This window comes from Xanthomonas vasicola (assembly GCF_000772705.2).
GTDB lineage: Bacteria > Pseudomonadota > Gammaproteobacteria > Xanthomonadales > Xanthomonadaceae > Xanthomonas > Xanthomonas vasicola.
In genome coordinates this window covers 1-19,641 of sequence record NZ_JSBW02000047.1, presented here as the reverse complement: position 1 = coordinate 19,641, position 19,641 = coordinate 1, and the positions used below count along the sequence as shown (strand labels likewise).

Annotated in this window: 17 protein-coding genes, 1 other RNA gene and 1 pseudogene; 4 read left to right on the top strand and 15 right to left on the bottom strand. The window is 61.7% G+C overall.

Annotated features, from left to right (window positions below; translation table 11 throughout):
- Nucleotides 1-17 precede the first annotated feature (17 nt).
- The 4 genes from NX05_RS12515 to creD form a co-directional block, all read right to left on the bottom strand.
- Nucleotides 18-902 carry a carbon-nitrogen hydrolase family protein gene (locus NX05_RS12515; protein WP_039436200.1) on the bottom strand — a complete coding sequence of 295 codons (885 nt, stop codon included), beginning with the start codon at nucleotides 900-902 and terminating at the stop codon, nucleotides 18-20.
- A 123-nt stretch (nucleotides 903-1,025) separates the two neighbouring features.
- A complete protein-coding gene (locus NX05_RS12510) occupies nucleotides 1,026-1,628 on the bottom strand; it encodes a GNAT family N-acetyltransferase (protein ID WP_039436452.1) in 603 nt (200 codons plus the stop codon).
- Nucleotides 1,629-1,671: 43 nt separating this feature from the next.
- A complete protein-coding gene (locus tag NX05_RS12505; RefSeq protein WP_039436203.1) occupies nucleotides 1,672-2,094 on the bottom strand; it encodes a hypothetical protein in 423 nt (140 codons plus the stop codon).
- 7 nt (nucleotides 2,095-2,101) lie between these two features.
- A complete protein-coding gene (gene creD, locus NX05_RS12500) occupies nucleotides 2,102-3,421 on the bottom strand; it encodes a cell envelope integrity protein CreD (RefSeq protein ID WP_039436205.1) in 1,320 nt (439 codons plus the stop codon).
- 421 nt (nucleotides 3,422-3,842) lie between these two features.
- On the opposite strand from creD, the gene NX05_RS12495 reads away from it, so the two are divergent.
- Complete coding sequence (locus tag NX05_RS12495) at nucleotides 3,843-4,655, top strand: C1 family peptidase (protein WP_039436207.1); 813 nt, start codon at nucleotides 3,843-3,845, stop codon at nucleotides 4,653-4,655.
- A 128-nt stretch (nucleotides 4,656-4,783) separates the two neighbouring features.
- Here NX05_RS12495 and creC read toward each other — a convergent pair whose 3' ends face one another.
- From creC to creB, 3 genes are all read right to left on the bottom strand, one after another.
- Nucleotides 4,784-6,232, bottom strand: a complete 1,449-nt coding sequence (gene creC, locus NX05_RS12490; RefSeq protein ID WP_039436210.1) for a two-component system sensor histidine kinase CreC — start codon at nucleotides 6,230-6,232, stop codon at nucleotides 4,784-4,786.
- A 34-nt stretch (nucleotides 6,233-6,266) separates the two neighbouring features.
- Nucleotides 6,267-6,342, bottom strand: a non-coding RNA gene (locus NX05_RS22510) — sX9 sRNA.
- Between the two features lie 82 nt (nucleotides 6,343-6,424).
- Nucleotides 6,425-7,129 (bottom strand): two-component system response regulator CreB, encoded by a 705-nt coding sequence (gene creB / locus NX05_RS12485; RefSeq protein WP_172645754.1) that lies wholly within the window; start codon nucleotides 7,127-7,129, stop codon nucleotides 6,425-6,427.
- A gap of 171 nt (nucleotides 7,130-7,300) precedes the next feature.
- On the opposite strand from creB, the gene NX05_RS12480 reads away from it, so the two are divergent.
- The 3 genes from NX05_RS12480 to mfd all read left to right on the top strand — a co-directional run bounded on the left by NX05_RS12480 (nucleotide 7,301) and on the right by mfd (nucleotide 13,047).
- Entirely contained in the window at nucleotides 7,301-8,209 is a 909-nt protein-coding gene (locus tag NX05_RS12480) for a 23S rRNA (adenine(2030)-N(6))-methyltransferase RlmJ (RefSeq protein WP_039436456.1), read from the top strand.
- A gap of 425 nt (nucleotides 8,210-8,634) precedes the next feature.
- Nucleotides 8,635-9,177, top strand: a complete 543-nt coding sequence (locus NX05_RS12475) for a GNAT family N-acetyltransferase (protein WP_010369530.1) — start codon at nucleotides 8,635-8,637, stop codon at nucleotides 9,175-9,177.
- A 405-nt stretch (nucleotides 9,178-9,582) separates the two neighbouring features.
- A complete protein-coding gene (gene mfd / locus NX05_RS12470; protein ID WP_039436214.1) occupies nucleotides 9,583-13,047 on the top strand; it encodes a transcription-repair coupling factor in 3,465 nt (1,154 codons plus the stop codon).
- Nucleotides 13,048-13,093: 46 nt separating this feature from the next.
- Here the strand turns inward: mfd and NX05_RS12465 are convergent.
- From NX05_RS12465 to NX05_RS12435, 8 genes and pseudogenes are all read right to left on the bottom strand, one after another.
- Nucleotides 13,094-13,276, bottom strand: a pseudogene (locus NX05_RS12465) (type IV secretion system protein); the annotation flags it as partial.
- Between the two features lie 16 nt (nucleotides 13,277-13,292).
- On the bottom strand, nucleotides 13,293-14,651 hold the full coding sequence (locus NX05_RS12460) for a Tle-like phospholipase domain-containing protein (RefSeq protein WP_053012859.1): 1,359 nt from the start codon (nucleotides 14,649-14,651) through the stop codon (nucleotides 13,293-13,295).
- Nucleotides 14,648-15,307 carry a hypothetical protein gene (locus NX05_RS12455; protein ID WP_039436278.1) on the bottom strand — a complete coding sequence of 220 codons (660 nt, stop codon included), beginning with the start codon at nucleotides 15,305-15,307 and terminating at the stop codon, nucleotides 14,648-14,650. Before NX05_RS12455 ends, NX05_RS12460 begins: the two co-directional genes overlap by 4 nt.
- On the bottom strand, nucleotides 15,304-15,834 hold the full coding sequence (locus NX05_RS12450) for a hypothetical protein (protein WP_039436282.1): 531 nt from the start codon (nucleotides 15,832-15,834) through the stop codon (nucleotides 15,304-15,306). The genes NX05_RS12455 and NX05_RS12450 overlap by 4 nt, the downstream gene beginning before the upstream one ends.
- 389 nt (nucleotides 15,835-16,223) lie before the next feature.
- Nucleotides 16,224-16,763 carry a DUF4189 domain-containing protein gene (locus NX05_RS22505; protein WP_080764514.1) on the bottom strand — a complete coding sequence of 180 codons (540 nt, stop codon included), beginning with the start codon at nucleotides 16,761-16,763 and terminating at the stop codon, nucleotides 16,224-16,226.
- A gap of 215 nt (nucleotides 16,764-16,978) precedes the next feature.
- On the bottom strand, nucleotides 16,979-18,355 hold the full coding sequence (locus NX05_RS12445; RefSeq protein ID WP_039436284.1) for a Tle-like phospholipase domain-containing protein: 1,377 nt from the start codon (nucleotides 18,353-18,355) through the stop codon (nucleotides 16,979-16,981).
- Nucleotides 18,352-19,011 (bottom strand): hypothetical protein, encoded by a 660-nt coding sequence (locus NX05_RS12440; protein ID WP_039436286.1) that lies wholly within the window; start codon nucleotides 19,009-19,011, stop codon nucleotides 18,352-18,354. Before NX05_RS12440 ends, NX05_RS12445 begins: the two co-directional genes overlap by 4 nt.
- Nucleotides 19,008-19,475, bottom strand: a complete 468-nt coding sequence (locus NX05_RS12435) for a hypothetical protein (RefSeq protein ID WP_230597619.1) — start codon at nucleotides 19,473-19,475, stop codon at nucleotides 19,008-19,010. The genes NX05_RS12440 and NX05_RS12435 overlap by 4 nt, the downstream gene beginning before the upstream one ends.
- Between the last annotated feature and the right edge of the window lie 166 nt (nucleotides 19,476-19,641).

The following is a 19,641-nucleotide window of genomic DNA, read 5'->3' as shown; positions in this document are numbered from 1 at the left end:
AACCTGTGGGTGATGAATCAACCGAACGCAGCCAGCTTGGCACGCGTGACATCGGCCGCCAACTGCCCCGGCCAATCGCGGTCGTTGGCCACCTGCGCCTGCGCGCGGCTGGCCTCGAACGCAGCGAAGTCCAACTCGGCCAGTGCCCACACCGTCTCGCCCTGGGTCTGCGCCAGCACGCCGTCGGCGGGGAAGCCGACATCCATCGGCGCAAACACCGCCGCCTCGCCGGTATTGATGTCCAACGCCGGGCTCCACGGCGCTTGGCCTGCGGTCACCGATTGCGCGACGAACACGCGGTTTTCCAGCGCGCGCGCCAGGCAGCCGATGCGCACGCGCATGGCGCCGGCGGCGGTGTCGGTGCAGCTGGGCACGATCAACAACCGTGCACCGGCCTCGTATTGCGCACGCACCGGCAGCGGGAACTCGCTGTCGTAGCAGATCGCGATCGCGGCGCGAATGCCGTCCAGTTCGAACACCTTCAGTTCCTCGCCCGGCTCGATCAGCCCGGTGGCCTTTTCGAAGCCGGTGAGCTGCAGCTTGTCCTGCCAGCCGTGCAGGCCCTCCGGGGTGAACCAGTCGCTGCGATTGCGGTAGCGGCCCTGCCCCAGATCCAGCAGAAAACTGCCGGCAATCAGGTGCAGCCGATGTTCCCGCGCCAGGCCGGCAAACAGTTCCAGCCACGGCGCGCGCAGCGCCTGGATGGCCGCCAGCGATTCGGGCAGGCCGGCAGAAATCTGCGTGTCGAACGTTGCGCCCAGTTCCAGCGACAGATATTCGGGCAGCACCACCACCCGCGCACCGGCAGCGGCGGCTTCGGCGATCAGAGCCGACTGGCGCGCCGCAAACGCGGCGAAGTCGACTGGCTTGCCGATGGGGTATTTGGCAACGGCAATTTTCATCTGGTGGCCTTTGGGGTGTGGATCGAAGCGGCGAAGCAATCAGACCAGCTCGCCAACGCATTGTGCAGCGACCTTGCAGACCGCTCGTGATGCTTGTCGGTGGCTATTGGGCGCTGGCCGCACTCACTGCGACAACGCACGTGTCCACACAGCCAAGCTGTGGTCGATCTGGCCATGTTGCAACTCCGCCCATTGCAGGTGCACGCGCATGCCCGGCTGCGGGGCGTAGCCACGTTTGCGCCAGAACGCATCGTTGGGGCGGTAATCGGCTGGTTGGCGCGGGTCGTCGGGCGCGCGTTCCACCGAACAGAACGCGGTCAATGCAAAGCGGCCCAACGCGCGTGCATGCGCTTCGCGCCGGTCGAAAAATGCATGACCGATACCCTGCCCGCGATACGCCGGCAGCAGCACCGATTCGCCGAAATAGAACACGCCGGCCGGATCGATGCCTGCCGCACGGAACGGTGCGTGGAACGCGTCGCTGTCATCGAGCAGCGGCAAACCGGTCGATGCACCGATCACCGCATCGCCATCGCGCGCCAGCACGAAGACGCTGTCCGGCGATGCCGCGTAGGCCGCCAGATAGTCGCGCTCGTACGCGGCATCGCCTTGGTACAGATACGGCCATGCGCCGAACACGCTGATGCGCAGCTGCGCCACCGCATCCAGATGCGGCAGCACCTGCGTGCCGCGCACCGTTTGCACCATTAACGAGGAGCCAGCCATGCCGCCATGGTAAGCCAGCAAGGCGTGGCTGCAATGCGATGCTTCAACGCAGCCAATGACCATGGTTCCAAACGCGGGTCTGCGGTTGTTGCCACAGCAACCACACCGCCGCTTCGTCGGTGGCCAGCAGTACCCCAAGTAGCGCATCGGTGCTGCGTGCCCAGTAGCTGCCACTGCTCAGCCGTTGCCACAGCCCATAGCTGGGTGCCCGGGCGTTGCCGGTGTGGGTGTGCTGCTGCGCTGCCGCCTGCAAGAACGCATGCCCGCTGCTGCGCAGTTGCTGCGCGGTGCGTGCGTGCAGCTGCAGGCCCACCACCCCGCGGCGCCTGTCGCGGTTCAGCGGCAAGGCCGACAGCGCCGAGCTCTCCCAAACGTGCGGCAGCGCTGCGGGAAGCAGCGCCACCGTGTCGATACCGGCGGGCAGCAAACGCTGCGCGCGCCGGTGCAAGTGTGCCTGCGTCAGCATGCCGGGCTCAGCGCAGGCTATTGCCAAGCTCGTACCAATCGAGCTTGCGGGTGACCCACATGATGCTGGCCAGGATGCCGAACAGCAGCAACGATCCCATCAGCAGCGCGTTGTCCTCGGAGATCAACAGGCTGTAAAGCACCGCGTACAAGGCGGTGAGCATCACCGAGAAGCCAGCCGCACGGACCCAACTGCGCAACACGCCGGACAGATAGAAGAACTGCAGGCCGATACACGCCGCCGCCGACACCAGATAGGCCTGCCAGAACGCGATGTGCTCGGAAAGGCTGAGCAGCAGCAGGAAGAAGATCGCCAGCGCCAGGCCCACCAGCAGGTACTGCAACGGATGGATGGGCAGGCGCTTGATCAGCTCGAACAGCACGAAGGCCACGAAGGTCAGCACCACGAACAAGATGCCGTACTTGCTGGCGTGGTCGGCCTGGGTATACACGTCCACCGGGTCGACCAGGCGCACTTCCAGCGTATCCAGCGCCGCATGGCTGGACTGCAACTGGGTCTGCGCACCGGTGGCCAGCGACGACAGCGACCAGCTCGCATCGAAGCCCTTCGGCCCGATGCTCGGCGCATTCGGCAGGAAGCGGCCACCGAAGGACGGGTGCTGCCAGTCCGAGCGCAGGGCGATGTCGTTGTTGTCGGCGATCGGCGCGATGGCCAGCCGGCGCGTGCCGTCCAGCACGAACTGCATGTCCACCACGTTGCCGTCCTGCAGCCGGCCGGCGAGCGGGTCGGCCAGCGGACCCAATTGGGCATGGATGCCCGCCGAACGGTCGGCCAGTGCGCCTGCGCCGCTCTCCAGCGCCAGCGCGCGGCCATCGACCTGCAAGCGCGGCGTGCCGACCAAGCCGCGCACGTCGGAAATACCGATTGCCAGATACGGCTGGCCATACACACGGGTCGGCGCAGCCGCGTAGTCGAAGGGGTCGTATTCGGCATGCAAGGTGGCCTTCCAGGAATACACCTGCACGCGGTACAAGCCCACCTCGCGCACCGAGGGCACCATTTCGCCGCTGAGTTTCAGGCGACGCGGCGTTTGCAGCAGCGTACCTTCGCGCTTGCGCCAGACCTTGCGCTGGTTGCCCTGCTCGTCCGGCTCGGTGACCTGCACGTCTTCGGTATACGGCAGCACCCGCACCGGCGCGATGAACTGCTGCTCGCCGGCCTTGCTCTGCGCCACCCGCTCAACCGCCTCGTCGCGGTAGCGCGCGCGGTCCTGCACCGCGCCACGGATCAGCAATAAGGGAATCAGCAACAGCAGGATCAGCCCGCCGACGGTGGCGAAGCGCAATAACAGTTTCAGGGATTTCATCGGCCATCCTCATCTTGGGAGGTGGCCAGCGTGCGATGCGCCGGTGGCGGGCGTTTGAGGCGAATTTGAAGCGAACGTGAAGTGGGTGCATCGCGTGCCTGCCGGACGGCACTGTGACGCAACGAGTAAATGCAGGTGTCAGATTCCAAAAGTGCAATACATGCCCAAAACAGACTTCCATTCGGTCGGCATCGCTTCGCATCTTCGCCACACGCAGCGTCGCCAGGCGTAACGATGCATGGGCAGTTGCGCAGTCCTCGACCACCCCTGCTTATGTGAGTGCAGATTTCCCGTTCCGCCGTTCTTCAATGACGTTTAGCCACGTGTGCTGCCTCAGCGCCATCGCGGCTGCGTACCTGCTCGGCTGGGGTTGTAGAACTGCGCACGACTGCATTCCTCTATCGCCTGGAGTCTGCCCTGCATGAACACGCAACGTTCGCTTGCCCTTTGCCTGCTCGCCACCTTGAGCCTGACCACTGCCGCCGCACAGGCTGCAGTGCACGGAATGGGCCTGAAACCGTCGTCATTGAAGCAGCCGGTCACCCCGCTGTTCGGTACCGAAAGCGTTAGCGAGCCGCTGCCTGCCAGTGTCGACTTGACCGCGTGGGCGATCACGCCGGGCGACCAGGGCCGGGTCGGATCATGCGCGTCGTGGGCGGCCGCTCACACCCTGACCGGTTGGTATGCCAACGCCAACAAACAGGCCCAGACGCGCTTTGCGCCGATGTACCTGTACAGCCAGGTCAACGGCGGCGTGGATGAAGGCTCCACCCTGGAAGCGCCGCTGGAGATCGCGCTGGCGCAGGGCATCGACACCGAGCAGCACTATTCGTGGGGCAACTACGACTGGAAACACCAGCCAACTGCCGCCGACCGTGCCAACGCTGCCAGGAACCCGACGCCGTATCGCCACTACACCGTGCTGTTTTCGGGCGACGGAAACGGGGGACGCGCCTTGATCGAACAGATCAAGCTCGCCCTTGCCTCTTCCACGCCGGTGGCGATCGGCTTCTATGTGCGCCAGGGCTTTGAAGAACTGACACCTAAAAATCAGGTCGATTACGACATCACGACGCCAATTCTGGGCGGGCATGCCGTCATCGCGCTGGGCTACGACCGCGAAGGACTGATCGTGGAAAACAGCTGGGGTACCGAATGGGGCAATAAGGGCTTTGCCAAGCTGTCCTGGTCGGTGGTCGCCAAGGATGTGATCGGCGCCGACGTGGTGTACTAACACCCAGCGACCACGCGCCTTGCGGGGCGATTGAAACGGTTGCGGCATGTGCTCTGGCGCATGCCGCAACCTTGAACGCATGGCTGCCACCGGCGCCAGCCAACCACGACAACTGCCTGCCAGGCGACTCAGCCGATCGGCAGGCACAACACCGCTCGCGCACCGCCACCATCACGATTGCCCAGCACCACGTCCCCGCGATGCAGGCGCGCAACCTCGCGCACGAACGGCAGGCCGAGCCCGGAGCTGCGCTGCCCGGTCTGCGGACGTGCCAGCGAATAGAAGCGCTCGAAAACGCGCTCGATCGCGTAATCCGGCACGCCGCTGCCGCGGTCTTCGATCGCCAACTCCCAACGTCCATCGCGCAGCTGCGCATGCAGGCGCACGCGGCTGTCCTGCGGCGAGAACGCGAGGGCGTTCTCAAGCAGATTGATCAATGCCTGGCGCAACAAAAAACCATCGCCGAGTACGTGGTGGTCGACTGAGGTCACAGCACTTGCATCCACTTCCACCGCCACGCCCACCGCCGCAGCGCGCAGCGATACCGCCTCCGCAGCAGCCTGCAGCAGCCCACTGATACCAATGCGCTCGCGCGTCTGCAGCCAGCCGTGCTGCTCGACTTCGGCCAGCGCCAGCAGCTTGTCGATGGTTTCAGTGAGCCGCTGTTCCTGCGCGCGAATACTGGCCACGAAATGCTGGCGATCGGCTTCGGGCAATGGCTCGGCCAGCAACTCCGATGCACCGCGAATCGCCGCCAGCGGGCTCTTCATTTCGTGCGTCAACGACTGCACGTATTGCTCCACGTAGGCCTTGCCTTCCAGCTTGCGGCGCATGGATTCCAGCGCCTGGCCCAGATCGCCGATTTCATCGCCACGCGGTTTGGGTGGCGGCACCGGGATGCCGGCGCTCACCGCCTGCGCATAGCGATTGAGCCGGCCGATGCCGCGCATCAACCACCAGGTCATCAACATACCGATCAACGCAGAAATGCCGATCAACCACGCGCCGCGCTGCAGGATGTTGCGCTGGCTGGCTTCGATAAACGGGTCGATGCTGCGATTGGGCTGCGCCAGGGTCAGCACGCCGATCAGTTTGCCGGGGTCGTCCGGTGCGTAGATCGGCGCGGCCACATGCATCACCGTGGCGGTGGGGTCGCCATCGATGTCCGGGCTGGAACGCGCGCCATATTCGCCGCGCAGCGTGCGGTAGACATCGTTCCAGCGCGAGTTGTCGCGACCCACGTCGCGGCCCAGCGAATCGAACACCACCACGCCGCGCGCATCGGTGACGGTCACGCGGTAATCCACCGTGTTCTTGCGAAAACGCCATACCCACGCCTTGGGGTCGCGCTGCTGGGCCCTGGCCACGTTGCGCGCGAAACGGCCATCGGCAAGCGTGCCGGCAGCCAACTCGCCACTGGCCATTTCCGCCAGCACATTGGCCGCATCCACCAGCGTGGATTCCATCGCCTGGCGCACGCCTGGCTTGACCTCGTTGACGAACACCCGCATCACGAAGAACGCGGCCAGACCCACGATCAGGAAAAAGCCCAGAAACAGCTTGAGACCCAGCCGCATGTCAGCGCGTGGCCTCGCTCAGATCACTGAGAGCGGCTGACAACACGTAGCGGGAAGTCTTCAGGTGGATAAGGCCGCCACACAGGAACTGCGATGTGCGCGTGGCACATGCCGAGTCCGAGCAACTGCCGCGCCAGGCCGGCAGCTGCGCAGTCCTTTTGTCAGCCCCTCCAAACAGGTGCCGGCGCATGCCTACAGCTCCAGCGCGTAGCCAAGGCCACGGTGGGTGCGGATGGGGTCGGCCGGCACGCCGGCCAGGCGCAACTTGCCGCGGAGCGTCTTGATGTGGGTGTCCACGGTGCGGTCGGCACTGTCGGCGCTGGCATCCCAGCCGCGGTCCATCAGCTGTGCACGGCTCAGGATCGCGCCGGGGCGCTGCAGCAACGCCGCCAGCAGCGCGTATTCGTAGCGGGTCAGCGGCAGCAAGGTCTCACCATAGCGGATGCGGCTGCCGTCGCGGTCGATGGCAAACACGCCGTGCGGCTGCCAGCCCGATTCGACCACCGCGCCCGCGTTGCGTCGACGCAGGCGTGCGCGCACGCGCGCCACCAGTTCGCGTGGCGAGAACGGCTTGGCCATGTAATCGTCGGCGCCCAGCTCCAGCCCGAGCACGCGGTCGATCTCGTCGTTGCGCGCGGTCAGAAAGATCACCGGCACCTCGCTGAAACTGCGCAGCGTGCGGCACACCTCAAAGCCATTGATGTCCGGCAAGCCCACATCGAGCACCACCACATCGGCCGGGTCGGCACGCAGCCGCGCCAGCGCATCGCGGCCCAGCAGGCAGTGCTCAGGCGCATAGCCCTCGCTGCGCAGCGCGTAGAGCACGGTATCGGCAATGGCGGCTTCGTCTTCGACGACGAGCACGCGGGCAGGAGACTCGGACATGCCGCGCAGCATAACGGCATGCGGGCACCACCTACCGACCGAGGTGTTCCGCGCAGGGCGCGAGGCGCGACCGCACCGCGCTTGCCACATCGCGCAGCGTCCCGCTGCCGCCACGGTGCGCCTGCGCCGGCTTACCCCGCGATGGCCTGCAACAAACTGCGCCGCAGCCTCTACACTGCCGCGATGAACTATCGCCATGCCTTCCATGCCGGCAACCATGCCGACGTGCTCAAGCACATCGCCCTGCTTGCCCTGATCGACACCCTCAAGCGCAAGGACACTCCGTTCTTCGTGCTCGATACCCACGCCGGGCGCGGGCGCTACCAACTCGGTGGCGAAGAGAGCCGCAAGACCAACGAAGCCGATGCCGGCGTGATGCGGCTAATGGCCGAAGCGACCTTGCCCGAGGTCATCGAGCGCTACCTGCGCGCGGTGCAGGCCGACAACCAGTCCGTCGCCCGCCCGGCCACGCCCGGTCACAAGCCCACGCGCACCACGGCCGGCATCCAGCTCAATTACTACCCCGGCTCACCGCTGCTGACCGCGCAGGCGCTGCGCGAGCAAGACCGCATGGCGTTCTGCGAACTGCAGCCGGACGAAGCCGAAGCGCTCAAGGGCTTGTTCGCCAAGGACAGCCGGGTGCGCGTGCATGCCGGCGACGGCTATGCGGCGATCCGCGCCTTCCTGCCGCCGCGTGCCGGCGAAACCAAGATCGGCCGCGGGCTGGTGCTGATCGACCCGCCCTACGAATCGCAGGATGCCGAATACCAGCAGATCATCCACAGCGTGCGCGAGGCGCTGGCGCGCTGGCCGCAGGCGATCTGCATGGTGTGGTACCCGATCAAGCTGCGCCGCAGCCTGCAGCCGTTCATGCGCAAAGCTGCCACGCTGCCGGCCAAGTCGGTGCTGGTGGCCGAGCTGCAGGTGCGGCCGGACGACTCGCCGCTGCGCCTGACCGGTAGCGGGCTGCTGATCGTCAATGCGCCCTGGCAGTTCGACCAGGTGCTGGCGCCCGCGTTGCCGGCCCTTAAAAAGCATCTCGGCGAGCCCGGCGCCTCGACCCGGCTGGAGTGGCTGCGCCAGGACGGCTGAGTCGGCATACCGAAGTGCGCCCGTTGCTGCGGCTGTGGTGCCACGGTCCGGCGGCGTTGTCGGTGAACGGTGCAGTGACACAGGCCGCGCGCTCCGTGTAGCCCACCTGTGAGTTACCGCGGGCATGGGGGGCGCAAGGTATGCAAGCGGGCGCTGTACCCACGGACGCAGGATTCCATTCCTGCACGTGCCCAGGGAACGACACCCTCTTCCTCTTACACAGGCCTCCCGGCCAGCAAGGACTCAGGCCAGTCACTTGGCGGCGTTGCGCCGCCCCACGCTCACGACCGGCTCACGGCTACGCTCGTTAAAGTTGCGTGGGAAGCACTGCCATCTCCTGTCGGCCCCCGGCGGCACATCGGATTCATTCACGGTTGCGCGCCGGGCTGGTGCCAGAATCTTCCGATCTTTAAGGAACACCGGTCATGGCCATTCGCAATCGCATGCCTCCCTGGCATGAAAACTTCAGTCTGCCCAATGGCCGCACCCTTCTGCTCCGCCCGATCCGTCCCGAGGATGGTCCGCCGCTGCAGGGGGCTTTCAGCCTGTTGGGACCGGAAGAAATTCGCGCGCGCTTCGTGCGCTCCTCCGCCGAAATCACCCCGGAGATGGTGCAGCGCCTGACCCACCCCAACCCGAAGAGCGAGATCGTGCTGGTCGCCGCCGAGCAGCTGCCGCCAGGTGAAGCGTTGGTAGGCGCGGTAGCGCGCGCCGCGTTGGTACCGGGCACCCGCCAGGCCGAATACACCATCCTGGTCAGCAGCTTCGTCGCCGGTCAGGGACTGGGGCGGCAGCTGATGCGCAAGTTGGTCAAATGGGCAAGGCGCAAGTATCTGGATTGCCTGTTCGGCGATGTCCTGCAGAGCAACCTGCCGATGCTGCAGCTGGCCGAGTCGCTGGGCTTCAAACCGCAGGCGCACCCGGATTCACCGGAGCTGGTGCGGATGGTGCTGGAGCTGGATGCCTGAGTTGCTGGGATTGGTGATTCGGGACTTGGGATTCCTAAAAGCGGCTTGGCTGACGTGTTTGCTGCGGTCCTTGCCCGCCCACCATCGCAGGGCACGCTGCAAATGCTGCATTAGTAGGTGCAACGAGCCGCTCTCATTTGGCCACCGGCCAACTGTCTGGTGCGGTGTCCTCGCCGATTGCAGGACCGCTGGCGGATGCCGCTAGCGAGCCCCAAGGACCGGCTCACGGCGTGTCCCGCGAGCGGTGAGGGCAACGCGCAATCGACCCGCGCCGGCTTTGGACGTCCTGACTTCGCTCCGTGCTTACGTCACGCCAGCCGCCCCCCAGGTCAACCTGCGCGGCCCCGCCGCCTTTCACGTCAGATGGACCGGCCCAGGCAGGGGCTCTGATAAAATTGCGGGCTGATGCCGTCGCCTACCTTCCCCTCCCCGCCGCTGCCCAAATCCGGCCAGCTCCGCGCCTACTGGCGCGCCCCGTCCTCTCCGACTGCGCTGGCGTGGTCGATCGCGCGGGCAGCCGAGGCGCATGCCGGCCCGCTGCTGGTGATCGCACGCGATAACCAGAGCGCGCACCAGATCGAAGCCGATCTGCATGCATTGGGCGGCGAACACGCCGCGCTGTCGGTGGTGCCGTTTCCCGATTGGGAAACCCTGCCCTACGACCAGTTCAGCCCGCACCCGGAAATCATCAGCCAGCGTCTGGCTGCCCTGCACCGCCTGCCCGGCCTGACCCGCGGCGTGGTGATCGTGCCGGTGCAGACCTTGCTGCAGCAGCTGGCGCCACTGAGTTACATCGTCGGCGGCAGTTTCGATCTCACCGTCGGCCAACGGCTGGATCTGGATGCGGAAAAACGCCGTCTGGAAAGTGCCGGCTACCGCAACGTGCCGCAGGTGATGGACCCGGGCGATTTTGCGGTGCGCGGCGGCCTGCTCGACGTCTTCCCGATGGGCGCAGACACGCCATTGCGAGTCGAGTTGCTGGATGAAGATATCGATTCCATTCGCGTGTTCGACCCGGAATCGCAGCGCTCGCTGGACAAAGTGGACGCGGTCAAGATGCTGCCCGGCCGCGAAGTGCCGATGGACGATGCCAGCGTCGAACGCGTGCTGGCCTGCCTGCGCGAACGCTTCGACGTGGATACCCGGCGCAGCGCGCTGTATCAGGATCTCAAATCCGGGCTGGCGCCATCGGGCATCGAGTATTACCTGCCGATGTTCTTCGCCAAGACCGCAACCCTGTTCGATTATCTGGACGAGCGCGTATTGCCGGTGATCGCCACCGGCGTGTCCAACGCCGCCGATACCTTCTGGACGCAAGCGCAGAACCGCTACGAACAGCGCCGCCACGATGTCGAGCGCCCGTTGCTGCCGCCGGACGCGTTGTATCAATCGCCGGACGCGCTGCGCGAGCGGCTCAACAAGCTGGCGCGCATCGAAGTGTGGGCCAGCGATCATGCGCGCATTGAGGAAGCCGCCCCGCTCGGCGACCAACCGTTGCCGCCGCTGCCGGTGGCTGCGAAGGACGCACCTGCCGGCCAGGCGCTGGCCTCCTTCCTGAGCCATTACCGGGGCCGCGTGCTGGTGGCTGCCGATTCGGCTGGCCGCCGCGAAGCCTTGATGGAAGTGCTGGCCGCCGCGCAATTGAAGCCGGAGGTAGTCGCCGACGTGCCTGCATTCCTGGCGGGCAAGCTGCGTTTCGGCATTACCGTGGCGCCGCTGGAAGATGGCTTTGCGCTGGATCAACCGCAGATTGCGCTGCTCACCGAGCGCCAGCTATTTCCGGAACGGGCCAACCAGCCGCGCCGCACGCGCCGGGTCGGACGCGAGCCGGAAGCGATCATCCGCGATCTTGGCGAGCTGTCAGAAGGCGCGCCGATCGTGCATGAAGACCACGGTGTGGGCCGTTACCGCGGCCTGATCGTGCTCGATGCCGGCGGCATGCCCGGCGAGTTCCTGGAGATCGAATACGCCAAGGGCGACCGGCTGTATGTGCCGGTGGCGCAGCTGCATCTGATCAGCCGCTACTCGGGCGCCTCGGCCGAAACTGCGCCGCTGCATTCGCTGGGCGGTGAGCAATGGACCAAGGCCAAGCGCAAGGCGGCCGAAAAGGTCCGCGATGTCGCTGCCGAATTGCTGGAAATCCAGGCGCGCCGACGCGCACGTGCAGGCCTGGCATTGCAGGTGGACCGTGCGATGTACGAACCCTTCGCAGCCGGCTTCCCGTTCGAAGAAACGCCTGATCAGCTCGCCGCCATCGATGCAACGCTGCGCGACCTCGGCAGCAGCCAACCGATGGACCGCGTGGTTTGCGGCGATGTCGGCTTCGGCAAGACCGAAGTGGCGGTGCGTGCAGCGTTCGCCGCCGCCAGTGCCGGCAAGCAGGTCGCCGTGCTGGTGCCCACCACGTTGCTGGCCGAACAGCATTACCGCAATTTCCGCGACCGTTTCGCCGATTACCCGATAAAGGTGGAAGTGCTCTCGCGCTTCAAGAGCACCAAGGAGATCAAGGCCGAGCTGGAGAAAGTCGCCAGCGGCGATATCGACGTGATCATCGGCACGCATCGCCTGCTGCAGCCGGACGTGAAGTTCAAGGATCTCGGCTTGGTCGTCGTCGACGAAGAACAGCGCTTCGGCGTGCGGCAAAAAGAAGCGCTCAAGGCGATGCGCGCTAACGTGCATCTGCTCACCCTCACCGCCACACCGATTCCGCGCACGCTCAATATGGCCATGGCCGGCCTGCGCGATCTATCGATCATTGCCACCCCGCCGCCAAACCGCCTGGCAGTGCAGACCTTTATTACTGCCTGGGACAACACGCTGCTGCGCGAAGCCTTCCAGCGCGAACTCAGCCGCGGTGGTCAGCTGTATTTCCTGCATAACGATGTCGAAAGCATCGTGCGCATGCAGCGCGATCTGTCGGAACTGGTGCCGGAAGCGCGCATCGGCATCGCGCATGGGCAGATGCCCGAGCGTGAGCTGGAACGGGTGATGCTGGATTTCCAGAAGCAGCGCTTCAACGTGTTGCTGTCGACCACGATCATCGAATCGGGCATCGACATTCCCAACGCCAACACCATCATCATCAATCGCGCCGACCGCTTTGGCTTGGCGCAGTTGCATCAGTTGCGTGGCCGCGTTGGTCGCTCGCATCACCGCGCCTATGCGTACCTTGTAGTGCCGGACCGCCGTTCGATGACCTCCGATGCAGAAAAGCGTCTGGAGGCGATCGCCTCCATGGACGAGCTCGGCGCCGGCTTCACCCTGGCCACGCACGATCTGGAGATCCGCGGTTCCGGTGAGTTGTTGGGCGAAGACCAGAGCGGGCAGATGGCCGAGGTCGGTTTCAGCCTCTATACCGAGTTGTTGGAACGCGCGGTGCGCAGCATCCGCCAGGGCAAGTTGCCCGATCTGGATGCCGGCGAAGAAGTGCGCGGCGCCGACGTCGAATTGCATGTGGCCTCGCTGATTCCCGAGGATTACTTGCCCGATGTGCATACGCGCCTGACCTTGTACAAGCGCATTTCCAGCGCACGCGATCCGGAAGCGCTACGCGAATTGCAGGTGGAGATGATCGACCGCTTCGGCTTGCTGCCGGATCCGGTCAAGCATCTGTTCGCCATCGCCGAGCTCAAGCTGCAGGCCAACGCGTTGGGCGTGCGCAAGCTGGATCTGGGCGAAAACGGCGGGCGGTTGGTGTTCGAGGCCAAGCCGGCGATCGACCCGATGACCATCATCCAGATGATCCAGAAACAGCCGAAGATCTACACAATGGATGGCCCGGACAAGCTGCGCATCAAACTGCCGATGCCCGAAGGCGCCGACCGTTTCAATGCAGCACGCGGCTTGTTGGCAGCCTTGGCACCAGGGTAGGAAATTGACTCCAACCGGATAGACCACTCAAACATGCTGGGCGTCGGACCCACCGCATAGCGCGGCTCATCAACTCCAGGCCGAACGCCTGGATCTCGTTGCTGAAGTAGTCGTTGACCAGTTTAAAGAAAACGAAGTCGCCCAGGTTGTCATCCACCGCCAGCTGTAGCCCGCTCGTAGCGCGATGACTGTGCCGCCGCGTGATCTGGTTGGCGGTGATGGCTGTCATCTGCGCACTCATCGCATCACATTACTCGCGTTGGCGATGGCGATGGCGATGGCGTGAAGTCTGGCGGCGAGCGCTGCGCATCCAGCGCTTGCGACTGGCGGATGCTTTCCTGCACGGGAGGAATGGTCTCGGCCAGATCCACCTTGACCCGGTAGCCGGGCGTGTGCCCGAGGATCCAGATCGCGTCCTGATTCGCTGTCACGCTCTGCAATTGATCTGGATGCACGATGCCCATGCGCTTGGCCTCGACGATGGCGTGCATCGTCACAGCATCGGAAGTGCCTGCTGGCAGGTTGCTGTGGATGGCCCAATACAGCGGCTCGTTTGAGACGGAAGCAGCGCCCGGATCGACACAGCGCTCCGGCGACGGACCCAGCGGCATCTTCCAGCCGGGCGGCACATAGACTTGCCTGTCCTCACGCTGCATGCGCTCCTGAGTTTCTGCCCACCGCTGCGCTGCCATCTCCGCCATGCCGGCACCGGGAGCCAATGGGCCGCGCAAGTGATCGATGCCGTCGACCAGATTCATCGACTGGAGGCTGCGGGAGGTGAGGGTCAGGCCGCCGCGCATCAGGGAGACATCGTTGCGGTACTTTTCGATCATCGGCGCGTACTGCTTGGCCAACTGCTGCGCCTGGGGGTCTTCCAGAGCCGAGCGATCCGGCTTGCCGTTGCCATCGACGGGCAGGAAATTGTGGATGCGGTGCGAGTCGCCCAGTGCGACAGCTACAAGCGGGTTGCGGTCATCCAGGATGCTGTGGATATTGTCGTAACCGGCCTGTTGCAGCAGGGCAATTTCCTGCGGCGTGGCATAGACCTTGACCTGCCCGTAGTGCTTGCTCGCAGCACTGACCGCATCGCCGGCCATGACGTGATTGATCACATCGGTGCCGCCTTCGGGGATGCGCCGGTCCAGGCTGACCGCACCGTAGGCGTTGAACGTCTCGCCCTTGAGGCCGAAGTGGTGGGCGGTGACCTGGGCCAGGTTGCCGCCGAGGGAATGGCCGGTGACGGTGACTTCGGGTGCTTTGCCGTCCTTACCGATTTTTTGTGAATAGACCAACGCATGTCTGGTCAACTCAGTTGCTTCGGCAGCCTGGCGGTTGTGACGTGCTGCGACCATGCCGCCATCGGTGTAGACACCATCCTGCTTGAGCTCACGCTCAGTCTCGGTGCCGCGATGGGCGACAACGATCTCGTTGGTATCGATCCTTCGGTAAATAATTCCTTGATAGCCAGAAGGACTATCTATGTACTCAAGGCGCTTGTATGAAACATCACCTATCACGACGGTTCGACTGTTTTCACCTGTCTCAGGCGGCTTGTCATAACTATCTTTTGCAAGCGCTGCGTATTGTTGGCTTGTGAGGCTCATGGGACCACCTTTTCAGCAGTCAGGGTGACTTTGAAGATATTGTCGCGAGCATTATCATTGAATTGGTCAACACTGACTCTGCCGCTATCCGGGAAATTCTCTATATCTTCCCTTGGGTAGCGCCCTTTCCAGAAGTAAGTTACCCCAGGAATTGATTTTAATATATTATCTTTATACAAGCCAGGCTGGAACCTGGTTTCTTCATGCTTGCCCGTCGCTTTTAAAGATACATCCGCACTGGTTAGTTCCCAGTGACAAGTGCCTTTCCCGTAATAATCCGCATCGACCATGCCATCGGCATAAATCTTCGCCACGTATGTGGTGTCGTTGACCTTTTCGAAATTGATGGGGATCCCATCTTCTTTCTGCTTTGTCGACATGCCCAGTGAGCGATCGATGGGTGTGCACGCATCGCGATTCGTCATTTCATAGAACGCAGTTCCTGATATCCACTCAAAGGGCCCCGGCGCATCCTCGATGGTCATCGTGATTCGGTACGCCTGTGTCGGATGCGGGTTCTTGCGGTAGACCGGATCACCGTCGGTGGTGATCGCGTCAGCACCGTGTCTTTCAGAGCCAGTATTCATGGGGTTACATCCTGCCAAGAAAACCAAGACAAGAGAGCTAGAAATTTTAATTCCCAGCTTCCTTTTCATGCCGCCACCGTGCGTCGGGCAGCACGCTTTGCGGCCGTGATCGAGTCTGTCAGCCGTCCACAGATGCGGTTAATGTTGACGCGATGTATCAACAAGGCAATGAGCATGACCGCGAAGACCACACCGAACTCAGGAATATCCCTGATTATATCCATCACAAAGGGTATGCAAGCTGCTGCTACTGCAAGCATGAGCATTAGTAGCGTCATTGCAGTCGCACTGACAATAACCTGGCGCAGCTGTTTTAGTTCTTCGGTATGTTTTCCCTCTGCTTGCAGCTTCCTCCAAACTGTCAGAGCGCCTGCAATGAGACCCAGCAGCATTGCAACTATAGCGAAGTGTAACAAAGCACAGATTAAGGCCGCATACTGTGCAATCTCCAGCAGGATCGTGAACGTAGTTCGATGGGCCAGGACAACCAAACTTGCGGTCAGTAAGGTCGACATCAGCAAGATAGTCAACATACGCCGGACGCCCTTGGGTGACCGGTACCAATGTGCTTTTGGGGAGGGAAACACGCTATCCATTACATCGCTCCTACGAGCTCTATTGAACTAACGGCGAACGTGGTCAGGCGTACGGGGCCAGCTTTGAGGGATGCCTGTTGGAAACGCTTTTGGGTAACCGCGTGCGAACATCTGTGCTGATCCGGGGTTGACGCAATTGGGATAGGTTACAAATTAAGTACCTGTTGCAGGATTTACAGGCATCCAGCAATCCGTAGGAACACCGACTGTGTAAGAGGTAAATGGAGCGTTGTTGTAATAAGGTATAAATTCATAGCAGCCAGCATACTTAGCTGGAGATAGTGGGCTATGGCATACCACAGGAACGCCACAAACAATCCACGTTTATTCATGGCCCTCACGTTTTAAAATCTTACATAGGCGGCAGATTATACTTTTGGCGGCCCGCCCTAAAATTTTTGAAATAATTGATTCGAGCAGGCGTTGTAAATGACCTTGCATGCTACGTCAAAGTTTTTGTTTTTAGCTTTACATTCTTCCGCTGCTTGATTGGCTGCACCTTCTAAAGAGGCATTGCCGACAAAAACTGTGGTACTACCGCCAGGTATCAAGTTTTCGACTTTTTGAGGTTCGGCTATAGCGCTGCATTGATTAAAATAAGTCAGCTTTATTGCGCAGTTTTTAGGGCCTTTCTTGGCGCAGCGCTCTAGAGCACCCGATTCAGCATCGGATTTGGAAAGCTTTCCTACAGGCACACCATAATAAGGAATAGGGCCTACCCATCCAATGGCAATAGCCCCCCAGGTTTTGATCCATTTTCCCAGCGGCCGAGGTGATGGTGCAGTCTCTTGAGAGCTTCCTTGGGGAATAGGTGCACATGCGATAGCTCCCTGCCCACCAATTTGATACTGCCCTGGCGGACAGCCTTGAGCCCAAGCAGTTATAGGAAGATATAAAGTTGGAAAAACCAAAAGAACACAAAGCCTCATAGATGCATGACCTAAATATAAATTAATTCATCTGAAGTACATCGCCCTCTTTAACACACAGACCTCGGTCTCGTCCAGATCCGCAATATGGTTACTGATAAAGTGATCGTGGATACCAATTTATGCCATGGCTCATGAGCTTGAAGCCGATTACGGCAAGAGGCGGCCAGCCTATTTCATCAGGTCTGACGTGATAGTGCTCTATGAACTATTTTTTACAGCACCCGCGCTGGCGGGGTCATGTCCGGCTGGGCGCGTTGCGCGTCTAGAGCCTGCGATTGGCGGATGCTCTCCTGCAACGGAGGCACTCCCTCGGACAAGTCCACCTTGACTCGGAAGCCCGGGGTTTGACCGACGATCCACACAGCGTCCTGATGCGCGGTCACGCTTTGCAGCTGATGGACACTCAGGATACCCACACGCTTGGCTTCGACCGTGGCATGCATGGCCTCGGCCGGCGAGGTGCCGGCGGGGAGCTTGCTGTGGATGGCCTGATAAAGCGGATCGTTGGGAACCGATGCGGATACAGGCTCACCGAACCGACCACGCGGCGCTGCCGGTGAATCCACTTCGCCGCCAGATGGGCCCAAAGGTATCTTCCAGCCTGGCGGGATATATGTCGGCGCATGCTCGCTCTGCATGCGCTGCTGTACCTCCTCCCAGCGTGCCGCTGCAATGTCCGCGCGCCCTGCGCCGGGTGCGAGCGTGCCGCGCAACCGATCGATGCCATCGGCCAAGGTCATTGCCTGCATGCTGCGTGTACCGAGCGTGGCACCGAGGCGCATCGACGCTATATCGTCGCGGTACTTATGGATCATCGGTGAATACTTTTGCGCCAACTGCTGCGCTTTAGGGTCTTCCAACACCGAGCGATCTGGATTGCCGTTGCCGTCCCCTGGGAGGAAGTTGTGGATGCGGTGCGAATCGCCCAGGGGGATGGCAACAAACGGATTGCGCGCATCGAGAACACTGCTTGTATTGGCGTAACCAGCCTGTTCCAGAGTGGCAATCTCCTGTGATGTGGCGTACACCTTGACCTGGCCGTAGTGCTTGCTGGCAGCGCTGACGGCATCGCCAGCCATCACGTGGTTGATAACGTCGGTGCCGCCCTCTGGGATCCGCCGATCCAGGCCCACCGAGCCGTAGGCGTTGAAGGTCTCGCCCCTGAGTTCGAAGTGGTGGGCGGTGACCTGGGCTAGGTTGCCACCCAGGGAATGGCCGGTGACAAAGACATCGGGTTTGTGCCCGTCACGCTTGCCTAGTCGCTCAGCTGTCTCCAGTGCATGGCGGGTCAATTCAATTGCATCGTCTGACTGGTTGTTGTGACGTGCTGCGACCATCCCGCCATCCGCGGACACACCATCCTGCTGGAGTTGCCGCTCAAACTCGGTGCCGCGATGGGCGACAACAAGTTCGCCTGTGTCGACCCTCCTGTAGATCATGCCCTGATAGCCAGAAGGCCTATCAACGTATTCAAGCCGCTTGTATGGAGCACCACCGATATCTACCGTTCGACTATTTTCACCAGTTTCGCGTGGCTCGTCATAAACATCGCTCGCCAATGCAGCATATTCTTGCGCAGTCAGAGTCATGGCTTTTCCTTGGTGGAAAGCAGGGTCACTTTGAACAACTGGTTGCGCAAACTTTCCTTGAACTGAGTGGGGTCCGAATGGCCAGAGTCGGGATAGTTATCCATTTCATCTTTCGGATATCCGCCAGACCAGAAATATGTCACCACCGGCTCGCCACTAAGTAATTTATCTTTATAAATCCCTGGCTGAAATCGTGTTTCTTCATGCTTGCCGGTAGCTCTTAACGAAACATCTGCGCTAGTTAGCTCCCATCGGCAGACGCCCTTGCCGTAGTAGTCCGAATCCACCATTCCATCTGCGTAGATCGTCGCCACATATGTAGATTCGTTGATTTTCTTAAAACGGATGGGTATTCCATCTTCTTTAGATTTGCTCCAGACACCTGCAATAGGCTCGATTGGCGTGCATTGCTTGTGGTTGGTCATTTCGTAGAACGCTGTCCCCGTCACCCACTCAAACGGCCCGGGCGCATCCTCAATGGTCATTGTGATCCGGTACGCCTGTGTCGGATGCGGGTTCTTGCGGTAGATCGGATCGCCGTCGGTGGTGGTCGCGTCGGTGTCGTGTCTTTCAGAGGAAGCATTCATGGGGTTGCATCCTGCTAAGAGAAATAGAAAAAACCAACCGACAATCTTGATCCTCAGATACCCGTTCATGCCGCCATCGTGCGTTGTGCAGCACGCTGCGCCGCCGTGACTGAGTCGGCCAGTCGTCGACAGGTACGGTTGATGTTGATGCCATGTATCAGCAAGGCAATGATCATAAGAGCGAATACCATACCGAACTCTGGGATTTCCCTGATTATCTTCATCACTGCTGGGACGCACGCTGCTCCCACTGCTAGAAGAAACATCAACGCCGTCACCCCGGCTGCACTGACGATGCCCTGACGCAGCTGTTTTAATTCATAGGTTTTTTTTTCTTCTACTCGCAGCTTCTTCCAGACAATAAGTGCGTGCGCTATAAGCCCCACCAGCATCGAAACCACGACGAAATGCAAAACAGCACCGATGATGGCTACATATTTAGCGATTTCAAACAAAGCGACAAATGACGTGCGATAGCTTAGGACAACTAGACTAGCGGTGAGCAAGGTCGTCAACAAGATAACCGTCAGCATATGACGAAACCCTCTAACTGACAGGTACCAACTTACGTCTAAGGATGGTCTGATCAACGCGACCGGAAAACGAAGCAACCGCATCCGCCGCGCTGAGGGCGCTCAAATCGCCGATTTTTTGCCGGTTTCGGCCGTTTGCGGGGTGTTGCCTGGGTTACAGGCACAG